This is a genomic window from Mesorhizobium sp. M8A.F.Ca.ET.165.01.1.1 (genome assembly GCF_004792065.1).
Lineage (GTDB): Bacteria > Pseudomonadota > Alphaproteobacteria > Rhizobiales > Rhizobiaceae > Mesorhizobium.
In genome coordinates this window covers 639,527-656,420 of record NZ_SRTH01000001.1, presented here as the reverse complement: position 1 = coordinate 656,420, position 16,894 = coordinate 639,527, and the positions used below count along the sequence as shown (strand labels likewise).

Sequence of the window (16,894 nt, the reverse complement as noted above, 5' to 3'; positions counted from 1 at the left end):
ACGCTTCAGAAATGCCGTCGTTAGATTAAGAAATCTGAAAAGTAGCCGAGATCCGGCTCGTCGGGTGTGCCAACTGCAAGAGCCCGATCCAACAGCAGGTTTCCTTCTTCGCAGCTGGTTTCGGGCAGTAGGCTGCAGGCGTGACAAGCCGCAAGGTTGAGGCTGAAGAGACCTTGTCCTTCACTTTCAATGCAGAGCGGATCAGATGAGCAAATCACCGCGTTACGCATGCCCGATTGGACTGTGCCCTGAAGCCGGTCAGGCTCGCCCTGTCGGACCAATCCTCCAAGCGTACCTTCTGAGTCGCCGCTAGCGGTGTAGAGTAACAGTCCCGCCATCTTGGTCTCAGAACCGTCGAAAACGTAAAGGCGCTCTCGGATACTGGAGGTATCATAGCCGCATTCAAATGCCAGCTGACGGATCAGCAGGTGGGAGAAAGTGTGAATCAACAACGTTGCTGGAGACAGAGGCTTCGTTGGAAGGCCACGGTCGCGCTGCACCGCGTTGGAGCGTGACGCGATCGCTTGAAACCGCCTCTGCACGCTGTCCTTTTTTGCCCAGGCGTCGATACCGCTTCGCCGAAACTGCAGGAAGATCCCCTCACCGCGAACCGAGAATCCTGGCAGCCAAGCTTTCGGATTTATGGATAGCTTCGCGGGTGCACCCTTCAACGCCTCGGGTGGAATGACTCGAGAGAAGCCGGTCAGCACCCGTGTTTCCCTAAGTTTGGGAACGAGCACTACCCGCTCAAACAAGCGCCCAAAGATGGCTCCGTATACATCGCTGTCATGACTGACGGTATCAAAGTCATGCCGTTCCTGGTGTGGGGGACGCGGGCCCAGATAGGCCTTATATTCATCGAAACGATATTTGATTTCGCCGCCCGCTTCGGATCCCGCCGTAGCAACTTTGGCGCCGAGCCGCTCGTGGACAGCCTTGATGAAGCTCTCGGCATCCACACCCAAATTCTTGGCTCTGGCGCGGAGGAACTGTTCGGAGACGGCTCCATCCACAGTCGTCGAGATGATTTCTTCCCAAGTGTCCGGGCGGTCCAAGAGTTGACGGATCTTTGCGGAGTAAGGTGGGATTAAGATCGAGCTTACGACCTTGGCGAAGTAGGCATTTGAGGCACCTCTCTGAATGGTCTGTGGAATGTTCGCACAATCTTCTGCAGCTTGAGGACCAAGCCAGGGACGGTGGCCTGGGCACCGTTGTCCAAATACCTCCATCAGCACGTCTTCACGAAAAGCACCGGCCATAGAATTACTGACGTTGCACTTCACGCACATCACCCGAACTCCTGCCAACCCCGCTGCGGGAGTAGAGTAGAGGTACAAGTTTCCGGGATCTGCCGGGCAAGATTGACCAGCGTCCTTGTGAGCCCATCGGCTCCAGGGAAAGTCCATAATGTGGCCGTTCTCACAGGCGGCGACGAACCTCACCGGGGCAAGCGTGGGACGGCGCTTCTGGTGAAGTTTTCCACAAGGCTCGCCTTTTCCCTCAACCCGACGACCCATATTTGAACATCTCAATATATCGCCGTTGGATTGAGCGTTCCACGGGATCTCCTTGAGTATCCGACACCTGGGGCAAAAGTACCAATTGGGGAAGCGGACGAACGGCATTGGCGCGCGGTCGAGTCGCGTTGAGGCTCCAACGGCCGCTCTCTCCTGTGCTTCCGCCGGTGACATGAAGTATCGGATAGGATGCCCAAGCTCTGCAGTCAGACGATCCGCCAGTCGCCCATCGACGACCTGACAAGCCTCAATCAATGCTGCCCGCTGTTCGCCACTGGTCAGTTCCATGGGCCAAACATCAAGACCGGCTGACATCAACGATTCTTCTTTAAAGTCGATCACAGCTCCGACGCCGAACGGCACAACGCCTTGAGATCTACGCAGTTCGGATCGTGCGGACACTCAGGCCTCCTCGAGATTATCTTGGTCGGCTTCGTAAACGTTCAGCACCTTCGCTTCAGAGGTGCCGTCCACATTTCGCATGGATGTTGGAATTGGCCATGCGTCGCGCTGAAAGTTTTCATCGCGATATCCGCCGAATGGGTACGCGAGTGTAGTGTCGCTAACCTTTCCACCCATGCGACCATACTCTACCGGCAAGTACTTCCTCCAAAAATTCAGCCATTCGGCGATCTCTTCAGAAGCCGCATCGACCTCTTTCGGATCTATTTTATGGATGCGCTCTAGGATCGCTTCCACCTCTACCTCTACAGCCTCATCGTGGTCGTTGACATCACTTGGCGCAGCGACGCCTGCAAGATGTCTGACCAGTGCGATAAGGACGCCCCGAAGTCCCCTTTCGCGAGCCTGGGGGGAAAAAGGCGTGACGCTGGTCGGCTCTACGTGTCGGTAAAGGCTTTGGTGATAGGCGACGAAACGCTCATAATGAGAACGATCTCGACTCTTGGTTTGAGTGTAAACGGTGACGACCAGACCTGGGAAACTGCGGCCTACACGGCTGGTGGCTTGAATGTACTCCGAGGTGCTCTTTGGCTGGCCCGACATCACGAACAATCCGAGCCGCGGAACATCCACACCCACTGCGATCATGTTGGTCGCCAAGAGAATGTCAACCGGGGGTTGCCCCTGCGGATTCCGCCGCCAAGGTATCTTCAGCTGTTTCAATATCTCTGGTATCTCATCCGCTTCACATCTGCTGGTAAGCTCAACGATCTCGCGAATGTAGCGGCTATCCTGGTAGCCAATATTGAGGCGGTGGCGCAACCCCTTCAAGAATTCTGGGATGTCGCCGACAGATAGCGTAGCCGCGTGCCCAAGCTCACGCAGCGAGTTGAAGTACCAAACCAAAGTACCATAGGGGTCCACGATCCGCCGTTTATCTTCTTCAGCGTCGGCAACCGGGATATTGGCACTCTGAAGGAGTGGCGCACAGACACGCACCAACGCTGTCTGATGTGACTTTACCGCGCTGCCGAGAAAACCGACATACAGCCGACCCGGCGCGTCGTTGTCCTCGTAAGCAAAATACGACTCGCCGGCTCTTACCGCCTGAGGTGGAAACTCAAAGGCCCCGCGGGCGTAGAGATCATGGCATTGCTGAGCCGCTCGTCTAATCGTTGCGGTCGATGCGACCACCTTGTGGATATGGCCATCTCGAGTGCAGAGTCTGTCAATCGCGGTCTCGTAGAGCCCGACGATGGTACCCAGCGGACCAGATATGAGGTGCAATTCGTCCTGAATAACAAGCGATGGCGGCGGTGCGTCGCAGTTGAGTCCGAATAGCCGCCCGACGCTATCGCTCCAAGCGATCTGAGCAAATTTATCCACGGTGCCGATCAATAGTGTCGGAGGCGACACGTAGATTTCCTCGTCAACTACGAGGATCGGCATGCCCTCGCCGGCCGAGAACGCACAGCCCTCGTCGGGGCATTTGAAGCGTACCGTCCGCTCTGATGAGTCTTTCGCGCGAACGGCCACGTAACCGAGTTTGTCAGGATTATCGAGCTCGACAGCGCACCAAGGACACTGCAGTACTTGGAAAGGATTCGTGGCGTATCTGTCGCGCTGTTTCAGCTTGTCCAGAGCGCGCTTGGCGTCGGATCTATGGTTAGGAGACAAGCTTTCGCCGACCCAAAGACCAATTGAAATCTCCTCAAGACCGAGGTTTGCTCCGAGGTAGCGGCTTCGCCGAATATCCTCCAGTGCAAGGATGAGGGAAGAGGCCCGCTGGAACTGCTGTGCTGTCAGCAGTCGCAGCGTGTAGCGCATCAGCACCATCACACCGGCAGAAGCGCCTCGCATCCGTTCGAGGCAAATTGTAAAGGCGGACAGCCCCAGATATGCCTCCGTCTTGCCACCGCCGGTCGGGAACCAGATTAGATCAACCAACTTCCGCTCCGGATGATCCGGCTTGGCCATGCCCGCGATGTTCATCAGAACAAACGCGAGCTGAAAGGGCCGCCAGTTGCCTTTGCCTTTCGATAGGCCGCGATATCCTGGGGGCGGATCTACTCGTGGGGAGCCCAACCTGCGGTCATCCAACGAGGAATGAAACTGCTGAACGAGCATAGCCCTATTCATCAGGCGGAAGGCCAACATATTCCTGGGATCTTCCTCGAGAACCCCGATACCCTCTAGCATCCGCTCGTGGCAACGGCGGCAATTGGCTAGGTTCGTGTTAGCCGCCGCCAAAAGGGTGGCAGAAAGATCATGGCTTAAGCTTCGTTGCGTGTTGTCGATCCACAGTAGGTAGTCTGCAGCCATAGCGCGCAACGCGTCGATAATGGCTTGATTCGCTTCCTCGCCCTGATTGTCGCCCGACAGGAACGACATAGACAGCCGAAGCGGCTCGTCACCATAGCCCCCTTCTCGGGCTTTGATCGGTTGAAGTTCATAGGTCGGCAGCGCAGCAGTGCTGACACAATCCGTGTGCCCAGCTTCCGACAATGACTCTTTGCGGTTCCAATTGCCAGCGACGCCGTGACCGAGCGCAAACGCTCGCCGGTGCCGATAAAGTAACTCGAGCGAAGCCATCTCGCCGTCTTCGTGCTCGCCCATGTCTCGGTCAATCGGCAAAAATGCGGGTTCGCCTTCGGCACCGCGCACCTCCAGGCCTACCTGGAAGTAGCAGTCATCGTTAGCAGGCGCTCCCTTCCCGAGCGATCGATGGTTCACAATCATTGCCGAGACGACCAAGCTGTTTTGGGCCCCTCGCCGGATTGTGACATGCAGCTTCAACTCCGGATCAGCCGGGTCGATCGTGAGCGGCGCCGTTTTGCCTAATTGCGCACCCACACTGATTGCTACCGTGTGACTGTGATGTGTGCGGCGATAAGCTGGAATTTCTCGAGTGGCCGGGATCGGACGGCCGTCCAACCCGGTCTCGCCCGCCCGCTCGCGGGGTTCAACACGCTTGGTCGCCGAATAAGTCCCGAATGTTACCACCGCGCTTAGCGAAATTGGGGCGGCTACTCGAAAAGAGATCCCGCACGCCGAAGGACTAAATTCGTTGGCCAGATTCAGGGGCTCCCTTTCGGATGAACCTGCACCTGCGTCCGATGTGCGGCCCTTGGAGCGCTTACCTTCACGTAGTTGCGCTTCGTTCAAAGCACCTCCGGCGTCTTCTGCAGCCTCGCCGACTTCTGCCTCCTGATCATCTTCCAGAAGAGCTTGAACCGTTCGCTGGGGGAACAGCACTCCGGTGGCGTACAACTGAAGCGGAGAGACGAACATCAACTCGGTCATGTCGTCAGGGCTATCCGCCTTGCTCGGCCCGAACAGTTGACGCCTCAGATCATCGACCATGGCATCCCGGAATGCCCGGTGATCCTTGAAACGCGCCTCGCATAGGAGGTCGGGCGCAACAGAAGGGACAGCGTCAGCAGCGTGTTCGAGCATCGATGTATGCCTTGTCAACGAGCATGTAGAGTTTAGCGCGAGCGCGGGTCATGCCGACGTAAAGTGCTGACCGGGTCCAGTCGGACATCGGCTCCAGCGACGGGACATCGGTCAAGATGATGACGTCGTTCTCCAAGCCTTTGAATGCAGATATGCTGGCAGCGGATATCGAATCTGAGGGGCAACGCCCTGCCTCGTCCTCTACAAAGCAGATCGGCTTGCCAACATCGGGAGGATGTCGACTGACACATGCATCCGGTCGCGCTTTGGCGGATAAGATCGAGATTGATCCTGGGGCGACCCCATCGTGTAGGAGTTCTACAAGTAGAGCCCTGAGCTTGCGGCCCTCTTCGCGGGTGTCATTGAAAGGTCGGTAGTCAACATTCGAAGGCAGCATGCGGCGGCAGATTGGACGTTCAGTTCCTGTGACCTGGCACATTTCAGTCACAACTGCCTTGGGATTTCGATAGTTATCACGAAGAATAAACTCGGCAGGCTTTCGGTCACGAAGATATGCGAGGACCTCAGCGCTCATGCGGCCATAGACTTTTGATTGCAGGCCGCTATCAAGGAACAGAAGCCATTGCCCATTCTTGAACCCATTTAGCAATACAAGGTCGATGCAGTTCATGATCGACGCATTTAGAACGTCTTGCGCCTCATCGAGGATTATCACATCGTAGAGTGGTAGCTCGTTCTCCTCAATCAGGGCATAGGCGGCTTTCTCAAACAGGTCCGGCATCACCTCGGCGAAGTATGTCGCGTCCGACGAATGGGCGCCCCGCAGCTGCGGTTCGAATCCTCCCTTCCTGATGAGATCAGACATCAACTTATGGACGGTCGTGATCGTAATTGCTTCTCCCACCTCCGAAGCATCCATCGCGAGGAAACGGCGGAGCTGAGCGTTGAAACAAAGGAGCAGGACCTTCTTTCCCTCGTGCGCAAGCCGGCGGGCCGCCTCCATAGCGATGAGAGTTTTCCCGGTGCCGGCTGCGCCATCGCAGATGATTTGAGGGTTGCGGTCGTTAAGCGCGAAATCCAATATGGCGAACTGTGCTGCACTTAGCGAGGCTAGCTCTCGCTTGCTGTCGACCAGCAGCCCTCGAACGGTGGGGACCAACTCAAAGTCCCCGCGCAGAGCCGACGCGATTTGTTTCACTCGGGCAGGACTTAGCCTTGGCGGTACAGGTCTACCGAGCTTTTGTCGGCGAACGGAAAAGTGTTTGGCCAGGCGCTTGATATATTCTACGAATGATTTTGCTTTGTCGCGCTCGTCGTAGACAACGTCCAGGTCCCATTCAGTGCTGCGCATTCCGAACGCGATGTGCGGAAATGCGACGCCCCACCCCAGCAGAAAGTCATCTCGCTTTAGACCAAGTTCTCGATCAAGGTACACGCGAAGTGGGTGAGTCGTGCTCTCGGATTGAGCGAACGGCCCTTCGTCTGAAGTGTATGTTTGTCCCTTTGGTCCGACAGTCCAGACGCCGTTGGCGCGCGTCACGTCCCCGCCCTTTGCTTCAACACAGAATACGCCGAATGGCCCTACTATGACGAAATCCGCCTCGGCATATTCCTTCCGATTATGTCCGGTGATGCCAAGAGAGTGCAGGCATACATAGTCGTCGGATCCTTCCGCCTGCTGGATTAGCAAAAACATGTCGGTTTCGCCGCGCGGGATGCCTGCAGGCACGCGGCCCGGATACATCAACGTCATGGAAGTAAAGGTTCCGCCGCATTCGGCCGGCTCGAATCGTTGAAGGTCATCGTGATGCCGAGGGTGCGGGCGCGACCGATTACCTCGTAAGGAACATCACGGAGGCCCTCGATACTGCGCACCCGGTGCAGGGCGAAGCGCACAATCGAGCCATTGAGGTCAAACGCGAGTTCTTCGGCATCCAGGTCGATTTCGCCGGCAAACAGTTCCCGGACGATGGCATCGGCGGCCCGGGCCCTGGCTCGATAAATCAGATCGATCGCTTGAACCACCTTTGGGAGAGCATCATTGAGCTCCGGATCGTTGGTGAGTTTTGCGATCACCGGGATGACATCGCGATAGCCGCGAGGCGCTATGGTTGAGCTGCTGAGGACCCACGATCGAACCGTTGCAGCGTCCCTCGTCACGCCCGCTTCGGCCAGACGTCGGACGATGACTGACGTCTCAATGCCGGTAATTTCAACGAGTCGTCGGAGCGCCATTTTCCAAAGTGCCGATATTTGGCGGATCTGCGGCGCTTCGTCCATGAACTGATCTGCCCTAGCATCAATCAAGTCTCGGTCGGTACCCGTCGGAAGGGCCAGCAAACACCCCGGCTCAAGAGATGCCACGCTCCGGAAGAGCAACTTCTCTGCGTCGCTGGTTCCGGCTGCAGAGTGCGCCACTGGTCCATCGGGTCCCGCCAACACAATCACCTTGCCTCCGGGCGCGAGGAAGGCAAAAGCACCGGGCTCATCGAACATCACCAATTGAGCCTTCGCGGTAGGATGGTGGTCGCGACCCTGCATAATAGATCGATGCACAGCATCGATGGACCGAGCTTCAAGCTTCTCGAACTCCGGTGCATCAACCTCATCGACAATCTCAGGAGCAGCGCCGGCCGATCGGCTTGTACTAAGCCTGGCCTTAGTCTGCTCACCCCAAAGCTTTGAGGCCCGGCCAGCCGCCATCAGCCGATCCGCCACATCCCCTAACGCCTTCAGGCTCTTTTCCTCAATACGTCGCTCCCAGGTGGCGTTCGCGACCATTGTTCGTTCGAACCACCGTTGCTCGAAGGGATAGAGGAGGAGGTCCAATCGGGACCCGTAACCGTTGTTGGCAAGTTCCCTCATACTCAGGCGATCGAGCCAGCCGGGAACGATGATGCGGTCAAACGGAGCCTCGCGTCTGACGCCTTCCAAGTTGGTCCAGAGGAGATTGGCGAGCTTGGAGTCTTGTCGCGAAGCCTCCGCACAAGCCGATGCTATCTGGGCGGAACGGCACACGACAGCAACCGCTTCTCCGGCCGTGAACTCTTCTACAATCGACGCCAACTCGCTCCGGCGTTCGAACTTCGGCGTCCGCCCATTTAGCATCGGGGCGAACAGGTCATGGAGGCTGCCTGCTAAGGGGCTGTAAACTCGGTAGGTCGCGGCCTGCATTGCGATAGTATGAGCAAGATTGTGCAAGAGCTTGTCAGACTGGGGCGTCACCATTGGGCGCGCCAAGGCCGTTCGCATGAAAGCCGAAACGAGTAGTTCAAGGTTACGAACGCCCTCATCACGGCCCTTATCCGCTTCAGCGCTGCGCATCCAGCCGTCGACTGCTTCGAGAAAATCTTGGGGGGACGAGTGCACCTGCTGGACCGCTACCCAGTGATTGCCTTGTCGAGCCAGCGTCCGAGACAGGATGTCATCTCCCGGCTGCTTCCTGCGCATCGATAGCGGCGGTAGTTCGACATCCTGGTCCTCAAGATACCAGATGGCGAATCCTTGCTGCGCGAGGTCAGATACCGCTTCGCGGTCATGCAGTTCAGTGACTACGCACAGTGGTGGGACGAGACTCTGGCCGTCCGTCATCAGAGCTGCATGCAATGCGCGCATTTGGCGAGCGCCGTCCACAATGACGCGCCAGCTCCGAACATGCTGGGGAGGGTTTCGGATCAGATCGTACGCAGTGTCGGCGTCACTGCAAGTGTAGATGTACGGGGTGTCGGTGGCCGATGAACACAGATCCTCAATCCGGCCGTCCGTCTTGACGTAGCGCATGCCCAGAAGTGCGCCAAGGCTGGACCCGAGCGGGCGGACGTATGAAGCGAAGTCATCCAATTTGTGTCTTGGGCCAAGTAAAAGCACGCACTCCTGATCCGCTGCGCGTTTACGGCCAGCACCGGTGAGGTTCACCAGTGGATCAGCATGCCTGGCCTTTAACCAAGCTCCGAATTCGTTCCCTCGCGTGAGCTGCTTGTGGGGAGTAGACGAAGCAGCGATATAAGGCGCAAGATCAAGCGGCGCCGTCAGCGTCGCTCGGTCGCGTACGCCAAGCTTGAAACGGCGTCCTGAGCCAACCTCTACTTCGCCATAGAAGATCGTTTTGAAGGCGACTGAACCGTCTGTGATGAACACATGTTGTCCAGGAGGCCATTCAGTCAAGCGTTCGCGTTCCACCGTCGCCTGACGCCTTGCAGCCTCGACGGCCGCGAAAAACGCGCTAAGGACACAGAAGGGGCCCGTCTCGCGAAGCACGAGGAGTGTTGCCTGTTCAGCTCCGTACAGCGAATCCAACACGGCACAGGACACATATTGACTGTACAAGTCGAGCGGTCGGAGCGGCGTCCCGGTGAGTGCGAGATCCGCTACATATGGATAGCTCTCCAAAAGTCCCTGCAGCATCGGGAGACAGCGCGTCTGCTGCTCGACAGTCGCGTATGCCCAATCGATGACATATACGTCGTCGAGCAAGCCCAAGAACCCCGCGGAGTCGCAAACAGCGTCATCTTCTTCAGCTAGGTAGAGCAGCGCGGCGCGCGCAGCTGCCCCGTCTTTGCCATCGCGCTTAGAAGCCGCGAACAGAGCGTCGACTTTGTCCGTCAAGTTGGTCAAATGACCGGCAGCGGAAACCGCCTGCAGCTCTAACAGCTGACGTTGAACCCGCTGACGCACCGAGTGTTCGTCAAACAACGATGAGGCTTGGTGAACAGTAAGCCGCTCTTCGATCCTAACCAGTTCATCGGCGCTGAGGCAGGAACGTATAGCGCTCGCATCCAGCAAGTCACATAGCTTTTGGACTGTGCTTTCCAGCACCCAGTTCAGATCTTGTATATCATCTTCCGTCAGCTTTCGATTGATACGCTTGCCGAGGAACGCAAGCGCTGCACCCGCTAGGCCGGCAGTCCGTCCACCCGTTTGAGCGTGAAGTCTATACTGTGATCCAAGCCAGACCCATTGATGCAACTGACGGGTTGGAAATCCTTCAGCGCGAGCGGCCTGGGTCAACATACCGGACACAGCTGGAGTAGTCTCCGTGACATCATCTGCCGGCCGGAGAGCAAATTGCTCAAGCGTCTTCAACTCAGACTCGAGTTCGTCCACCCGCGTTTGCGCTGGATACCAATACCCCAAAAAACCGCCTCCCAAGCATTGTGATAGTCGTAACTCTTCATCACGACGGTAGGCAAGTTTTTGTTTTTAATCTGGTTAAACGCGATCAGCCGAGTTTTTTTCAACGCAGCAGTCACGAGGTGAACTTATAGAGAAAAAACAGCGCCTCCTTTGTTGAAATGCGTCGTTGTTGGAAGAGCCTCCGGCCAGCACTGCTTCGGAAAGACGTTTGCTTCCGCAGATTTCATATAAGGGCGAATCCTGGTTTCAAAGTTCCCTTGAAATTGTTACCTACTGAAGCGACTTTCATACGATATCATCCTCGGCTGCCCCTGAGCAGAAGCACCCAAATCGCGAAGTAGGCGTCGGCGGTGGATGCAGGTGAAAGAAGGCATGGATCACCTAGATACGGCCAAGCGCAGCGCCAACATGGCCAGGATCGGCGGCAAGGACACCGCTCCCGAACTTCGAGTGCGGGGCGTCGCACATCGTTTGGGGCTCAGATTTCGGCTACATCGGAGAGACCTACCTGGTTGCCCCGATTTAGTTTTTCCAAAACATCGTCTCGTTGTGTTCGTGCACGGCTGCTTTTGGCATCGGCATGAAGGATGCAAGCGGGCAACGACGCCGCAGGTTCGGGGCGACTTTTGGGAAGCCAAGTTTGCCGCCACCGTCGAACGAGATGCTCGCCAGAGAGACGCGCTGCACACACTTGGTTGGCGCGTGCTCATCGTCTGGGAATGCGAGCTCAAGGATGATACCGCGCTGAAAGCGCTGCTGGCGCTGGCTTGCGGCCGTTAGCGCGGGGTGTTGCCATACTGGCTTGAAACCGCCGGACCTTACGCGCTGGATACCGCGATCCCTGCAAATCCGAGAAGGTGCCGTAGTCGGCCTGGGGGCGGGGCCGGCCCTTCAGCCGTCGCAATTTCCGAGTATCGCCAACGTCGAAAAATATACGCTATCCAATGCTTCCGCCGTGCTTCCGCGCCAAGGGCGCGGTGGTTTTGCCGGCATGGCGTGGCACCATTGCGAAAGAAATGCTGCCTGAACCTCGCGCCGAACGCACTGGTGTAGAAGCTCGGCGACAGCCAGATGCGGCATGCCATCGATTTTCGCGCTGGCGACCATCTGCGCTCTGGTGAAGAACGGCGTATAAACCGCAGTCCTGTGCGCGTCCGCAACAGCGGACAATTGTCGCGCGTGGGACGGAGGAAATTCGCCCCCGCCGCGGGCGGTGAACGGGACAGCCGTAGGAGCGTCAGCATAGCGCCGGCCGCAGGACGGGACGCGGGACCGACTGTCCCCGTCCGCAGCGGTCCGTATGTTTTTGCGTCAGGACGGAAGCTGACCGGCCGAAATCGCGCGCAGTTCCCCTTCTCGACAGTCCGGCCGCCGATCGGCGACGATGTGATAGGGTTGGCCAGTACAGCGCCGAATTCGCCTGAAAGAAATCGATCAGGTGTTGCGCCTTTTTGGTCTCCCCTCAATTGCGCGGCAGCTTGTGAATTTCCAGCCTAACCGGCCCGCCCCTGTCACAACTCGTGCAAAAAAGTGCTCGCTCGACCGAACTGAACAGAGCGCCTTTGCCATAGCGTTTAATGAGGCCGCCTGGCTTCACCGTTGCATGATGCGAACAGGATCTGCACCAAGCCCGCAACACATGCCACTCGCGTAGATCGCCGAGCGCCACATCGAGGCCGGCGTGAACGCTGCCGTCAATGATGGTCTGCGGTGGGATCTTCGCCTCGCCTGGTGTCAAGATCTTCTCCATCACATGCCGACTGTTGTAGTGGATTAGCAACATGCCTGGGCGGCGCCGGATTGCAGCTTGCCAGGCTGCCTGGCTCACCGTTGAATCGGGGGAACGCGAAATGGTTTCTGCCAAAACCTGCTCCTCGCGATCCCAGACCTCGATCCGAAAATTGTCTTCCGCTGTTTTCGCCATAGCTTCGCCGGCCAGCGCGATTGACGCCGAGCCATGGTCCTTTGCTGCTCAAGATCACGCTGAAATAAGGAACATATTCCTCTCTCGTCAAGGGGCATACTTGACTCGTCGTTCTCTTTTTGTTCTCTTTGGCAGAGATAGGCCATAGGAGGCGAACCATGGAACTTCGCTTGAACATCGAGAACGCAACACCCGAAGAGCTCGCACGCGGCATCGCCGCAGCCGAAGCCGTGTTTGCACGCGCCGGCATTACGGCTTTGGAGGGCGCGGAAGGACTGTTTGCGTTGGAAGGGTGGGATATCAAAGGCTTTCCAGAAGACGACAAGCCTACCGAAGACGAGGACCAGGCCGCCACAGTCTGGCTGGAGGCCGACGAGGCTGCGACGACTGCTTGTTGTGCGGGCTGGCCGGAGGACAAAATTCCGCGCCATCAGGTCATGGAACTGATCAACGTTCCCCGCACGAAGTTGCAGGCCGAGGCTCTTCCGGACACGTGGCCGGCGCGCAAACAGCTCTATCCTGACGTCGTGAAACGGCTGGAGATTACAGCTGGCCCAGACCGCCAGATCGATTTCGACATTGCCTTCGTTCTGGGTTGGGTGCCCGAGCGGCCGACGCTAGATCGGGTTGAGCCGCTTTCCGAAGAGGGAGACCGTATCCCCTTCTTCACCAGCGACCTTGCCCAGGTCGAAGAGATGGCCCGCAAGGCGCTCAAGGACTGGACAATCGAGATCGACCGGGATCCCTGCGATGCCCACGTTTTCGACCCGGCGGCCAGTGATGACGATGATGAATTGCGCATGGCGGCATGGCGTGATTTCGACGGCTCCCTGCATATGGAGAAGCCACCGGCAAATCCTGCAATCGCGCTGACGCTGGCCATGATGCGTGGCCAGTCGATGCATTTCGAATAGTGATCAAACGCAGTCGGGGTTCACCAACGCCATCGGTCATCGACCGCGACTGGCCTCACCAGGTTGCGCTGCCAGATGACCTTTGCACCGACCGGAACTTCACCTTGATCGCGAAGTTCTGCCAGGAACGAGGGCTTAAGCACCAGACGCGGCATGTGCAGGCGATATGGCCGAACGGCAAATATGAAACCTATCGGCTCCATTGCTTCAGCGATGCCGCATCTGCAGAGGCCTTTCTGGATCACTTCGACGGGCTGAGATTCGATCCGAGGCAGGATCGGGAGAATGGAAAGGTGCGAGGCGTCTGGCGCCGCACGGGCGAATACAGGCCGGTTCTCGATCTCGGGCCGCTCAGCGTACCAGAGATCCTGCGCAGCTAAGTTATGAGCTTTCAGGACGAACTGTCTCGACCGAGAGCGATCCGGCTGGAAGCGGCCGCAAGAGCTCGGCCTCAGGCTTTGTCAAATTGATCCAGGCCGCTCAATTCTCGGGCTGAAGGACCACAACCTGCCGATTGTGATACGGCGCGACATCCGGTCCGGGGTCAGTCGTCAGCATTGTGAAGGTCGGAGGTTTGTTACCGACGGCTTCTCGCCAAAGCCCCGCGACGACCATGAAGGGAGAGCCGTTGAGTGTGAAACGATGTTTGGCCTTCGGATATTTCGTGCCTGTGAATTCGAAGAACGCGGATGCAGGAACGAGGCAGCGGTTGCTGTTTCCGAATTGCCGGCCCTCGGAGCGGAAGTTGAACACAGGCCCACCTTTTGGTCCGGTCGGCGGAAATCCGAACGTCATCGATGCCAGTTCGATCGTGTCACAGCGGCACGCACTATTGGCGCCGGATCACTGATGCGGACGTCATCTGCCTGGGGCAAGTCAAGTTCGGTTTGGTGGCTGGGGATTTTGAGCGCCAGTGACGCCATCATCCGGCAATATTCAGCCCAGAGTACATGCTGTTCGTAATCGTTGCACATGGGAGGCTCCGGACCTGGGCGACCTGTTTACAGTAAGGCTATCGAGGGCACGATGAAAAGCGGATCGGCGCTCAACTGGACGATCCCTTTGAGAGTCAGTATTTAGAAATCGCCGCCCTTAACCAGTAGTGCCGCTGTCATCTTCTCCAGTCGGCTCTTTCGACCGTCGACCAGATCCTTGAGCATCTCCTCGAGGATTTCGAAGCAGTCGATCAGGGTATCGAACTTTGCCTTTCCTTGGTGGCTGCCATAGTTTCCGACGTTGCGCATCGCGTCGAATGCATCCTTATGACCCGGTTTCTGACCTTCGAGAAACTCGATGCGCTGGGCCAGGTTCATGTCGTAGTCGTCGCCCTTTTTGTTGACGCCGACACAAGGAACCCCAAACTGGTCCAGCAGGCGCTCGACAAAAATGCGGATGCGGTTGGCGCACGAAGCTGGGTCCACCCACAGCAACTCAAATGCTTTTCGCAAATGGGCGGCGCAGTCCTTGTTCAACTTCTTCGAAACTGCGAACACTGGCGGCGCCGGGTGGATTAGAGATGGCGAATAATAGGTGTTGTCGAAGCTGACCTCCCCACCAAGAGCCTCCTCGTATTGCTCATGATGCTGGCGGTGAACACTCCCGCAGACAGTGACAATTTCGCCGCAAAACTTATTTCCACACTCCAAGAAGCCGATGAATCGTTCGGTTAACCAATGCAATTCCCATTCCGGGTCGTTCTGCTCCTTCTTGGAATACCCGGTCTCCCAGATTTGAAGGGTGTCCTTCATCAGGCTAGACGGCCCGTCGCGCATCGTGCGCAGGGCAGCTTTGGAAAGGCGCTGTATGAAGTCCGCCAAAGATTTCGTTCCACGGGTCACCAAAAGCTGTTTGACCACTTTGCATAGAGCAGTTGGCATTCGGCAGCTAGCTTCACGCCATCGACGGCTCAAGACAGGCTATAGTCACGGCAAATTTAGATGACAGGCTTCACTGGCAGGGGCATTTTTCGACTCTTGATCATTGCTGGCATTGGGAGGCACAGACATGATTGACCCCATGAACATTGACCCCGCCCTGTATCCGTCCGACCTGGAAGCCCTGAAACGGATTTTCATCCAAGTGTGCCTGGACGGTTCAGCACGTTGTGCCCGATCGACAGCCTCACATCCGACAGAAAGTGCCGGAGGTCATCGCCATCGCGGGCACCGCGGCTCCACAGTCGGCTGCCCTCCGAGTCGCCCTCCTCCGTCCCCAAAATTGGAAAATTTCGACTAGGTCGCGTGCCGGCGTAACCCACATCAACCATACCAAACCTGAGAGCCGAAGCGTCTGATCCGTCCCGAAAAGGCCGGCCATCGGTCACCGCGTCATCTTCGAGCGAACTACAATGGACCCTTTTGCACGCTGCAATGTCCTAATTGCCGAACCAGCGATCGGTTGCCATTCCCACGTTGCTCTCGGTGCGTACATTGCCCGCGCAAGCACCTAGAAAGGGAACAACGCACGTGACCCACAACGGAATTAAGCCACGCGTCCATCCAAAGACATCAAGGGTTGAAGTCTTATGATCGTAGCGCACCTGCTCGACATGGACGGGGTTTTGGTCCGCGGCGGCCAGCCGATTGCAGGCTCGATCGACTATGTCGCCAGGCTGGTCTGCAACCGCAAACCTTTTCAGATCTTCACCAATAACTCCCGCTTCACGCCGGAGGATCATGCCGAACGTTTGAGGGCGGTTGGCTTCCTCGTTCAGCCTGAGCACATCTACACACCGGCGCTCGCCACTGCGCGATTCGTGGAGCTGCAAAAGCCCGGATCATCCGCGTATGTCATCGGCGACAATGGACTGGTCGAGGCCCTGCGGCACGCAGGCTGTAGGATCACGCAGTTTGCCCCAGATTTCGTCGTCCTCGGCGACACCACTTCGTACCACTACGAGCAGATCGCCATTGGCGCTGGGCTTGTGTCAAAGGGCGCGTGGTTTCTTGCCACCAATCCGGATGCTACAGGTCCGACAGAGCGTGGCTTCCATCCGGCCTGCGGCTCGGTCGCAGCCCTGATCGAAAAGGCTACCGGCCGTCAGCCCTATTTCGTCGGCAAACCGAACCCATTCATGATGCGAAGCGCGCTCGACCGCCTAGGAGTTAGTGCAGCCGACACGATCATGGTCGGAGACAGAATGGATACCGACGTTGTCGCCGGATTGGAATCGGGTCTGAAGACAGCCCTTGTTCTTACTGGGGTGAGCACGCGGGCTGACATGGAGAGGTTTCCATTCAGACCGGACCACGTGATCGAGCGCCTCGCCGATCTTGGCGAGATCGTCATGAAGGAATGAACATGTGGAAACTACGAGCATTGGTGCCCAGTGGGTCGGCCGCAATCTCTTTGTGGGCTTCCGTTGTCCCGAACCCGTCGAGCGCACCCGACAGGATTCGCACCTGTAAACTCTGCCTTCGGACGGCATCGGCTAACCTCTGTACCCAAATTGGAAAGTTTTTGGACTAAGCCGCGTGCCTCCGATAGCAGAAGAACGCCTCTTTTATAGTGGGTGTTGCGATGTAGCGGTCTCCCGCTACCACTTCAAACCCACTATCGCACGCAATGTTTGTATTGCGGCGGCCGAT

The 16,894-nt window shown here is 57.4% G+C and carries 10 protein-coding genes and 1 pseudogene; 4 read left to right on the top strand and 7 right to left on the bottom strand.

Annotated elements, in window-relative coordinates; all coding sequences use genetic code 11:
* Positions 1–20: 20 nt before the first annotated feature.
* Genes EN808_RS03135 through EN808_RS03120 form a run of 4 tightly spaced genes read right to left on the bottom strand, consistent with a single transcriptional unit; the run spans position 21 to position 10,484 of the window.
* Positions 21–1,919, bottom strand: a complete 1,899-nt coding sequence (locus tag EN808_RS03135) for a DUF1998 domain-containing protein (protein WP_135915105.1) — start codon at positions 1,917–1,919, stop codon at positions 21–23.
* On the bottom strand, positions 1,920–5,375 hold the full coding sequence (locus tag EN808_RS03130) for a helicase-related protein (protein WP_135915104.1): 3,456 nt from the start codon (positions 5,373–5,375) through the stop codon (positions 1,920–1,922).
* Complete coding sequence (locus EN808_RS03125) at positions 5,356–7,089, bottom strand: ATP-binding domain-containing protein (RefSeq protein ID WP_135915103.1); 1,734 nt, start codon at positions 7,087–7,089, stop codon at positions 5,356–5,358. Before EN808_RS03125 ends, EN808_RS03130 begins: the two co-directional genes overlap by 20 nt.
* Positions 7,086–10,484: a DrmE family protein gene (locus EN808_RS03120; RefSeq protein ID WP_135915102.1), complete on the bottom strand. Its 3,399-nt coding sequence runs from the start codon at positions 10,482–10,484 to the stop codon at positions 7,086–7,088. Before EN808_RS03120 ends, EN808_RS03125 begins: the two co-directional genes overlap by 4 nt.
* Positions 10,485–10,823: 339 nt before the next feature.
* Between EN808_RS03120 and vsr the strand changes: the two genes are divergently transcribed.
* Positions 10,824–11,249, top strand: a complete 426-nt coding sequence (vsr, locus tag EN808_RS03115; RefSeq protein WP_245525024.1) for a DNA mismatch endonuclease Vsr — start codon at positions 10,824–10,826, stop codon at positions 11,247–11,249.
* A gap of 682 nt (positions 11,250–11,931) precedes the next feature.
* Here vsr and EN808_RS03110 read toward each other — a convergent pair.
* A complete protein-coding gene (locus tag EN808_RS03110; RefSeq protein WP_135915101.1) occupies positions 11,932–12,393 on the bottom strand; it encodes a hypothetical protein in 462 nt (153 codons plus the stop codon).
* 170 nt (positions 12,394–12,563) lie between these two features.
* Between EN808_RS03110 and EN808_RS03105 the strand changes: the two genes are divergently transcribed.
* Positions 12,564–13,307, top strand: a complete 744-nt coding sequence (locus EN808_RS03105; RefSeq protein ID WP_245525023.1) for a hypothetical protein — start codon at positions 12,564–12,566, stop codon at positions 13,305–13,307.
* Positions 13,308–13,411: 104 nt separating this feature from the next.
* Complete coding sequence (locus EN808_RS03100; RefSeq protein ID WP_135915100.1) at positions 13,412–13,687, top strand: hypothetical protein; 276 nt, start codon at positions 13,412–13,414, stop codon at positions 13,685–13,687.
* 1 nt (position 13,688) lies between these two features.
* Here EN808_RS03100 and EN808_RS03095 read toward each other — a convergent pair.
* Together EN808_RS03095 and EN808_RS03090 are read right to left on the bottom strand one after the other, a co-directional pair.
* A pseudogene (locus EN808_RS03095) lies at positions 13,689–14,281 on the bottom strand (SOS response-associated peptidase).
* Between the two features lie 102 nt (positions 14,282–14,383).
* Positions 14,384–15,124, bottom strand: a complete 741-nt coding sequence (locus EN808_RS03090; protein ID WP_189524044.1) for a DUF4145 domain-containing protein — start codon at positions 15,122–15,124, stop codon at positions 14,384–14,386.
* A 707-nt stretch (positions 15,125–15,831) separates the two neighbouring features.
* Between EN808_RS03090 and EN808_RS03085 the strand changes: the two genes are divergently transcribed.
* Entirely contained in the window at positions 15,832–16,605 is a 774-nt protein-coding gene (locus tag EN808_RS03085; RefSeq protein ID WP_135915098.1) for an HAD-IIA family hydrolase, read from the top strand.
* Positions 16,606–16,894 lie beyond the last annotated feature (289 nt).

Coding starts and splice junctions, on each gene's coding strand:
- EN808_RS03130 (WP_135915104.1), bottom strand. CDS start 5,375: ATGCTCGAACACGCTGCTGACGCTGTCCCTTCTGTTGCGCCCGACCTC.
- vsr (WP_245525024.1), top strand. CDS start 10,824: ATGCAGGTGAAAGAAGGCATGGATCACCTAGATACGGCCAAGCGCAGC.
- EN808_RS03110 (WP_135915101.1), bottom strand. CDS start 12,393: ATGGCGAAAACAGCGGAAGACAATTTTCGGATCGAGGTCTGGGATCGC.
- EN808_RS03125 (WP_135915103.1), bottom strand. CDS start 7,089: ATGACGTTGATGTATCCGGGCCGCGTGCCTGCAGGCATCCCGCGCGGC.
- EN808_RS03085 (WP_135915098.1), top strand. CDS start 15,832: ATGATCGTAGCGCACCTGCTCGACATGGACGGGGTTTTGGTCCGCGGC.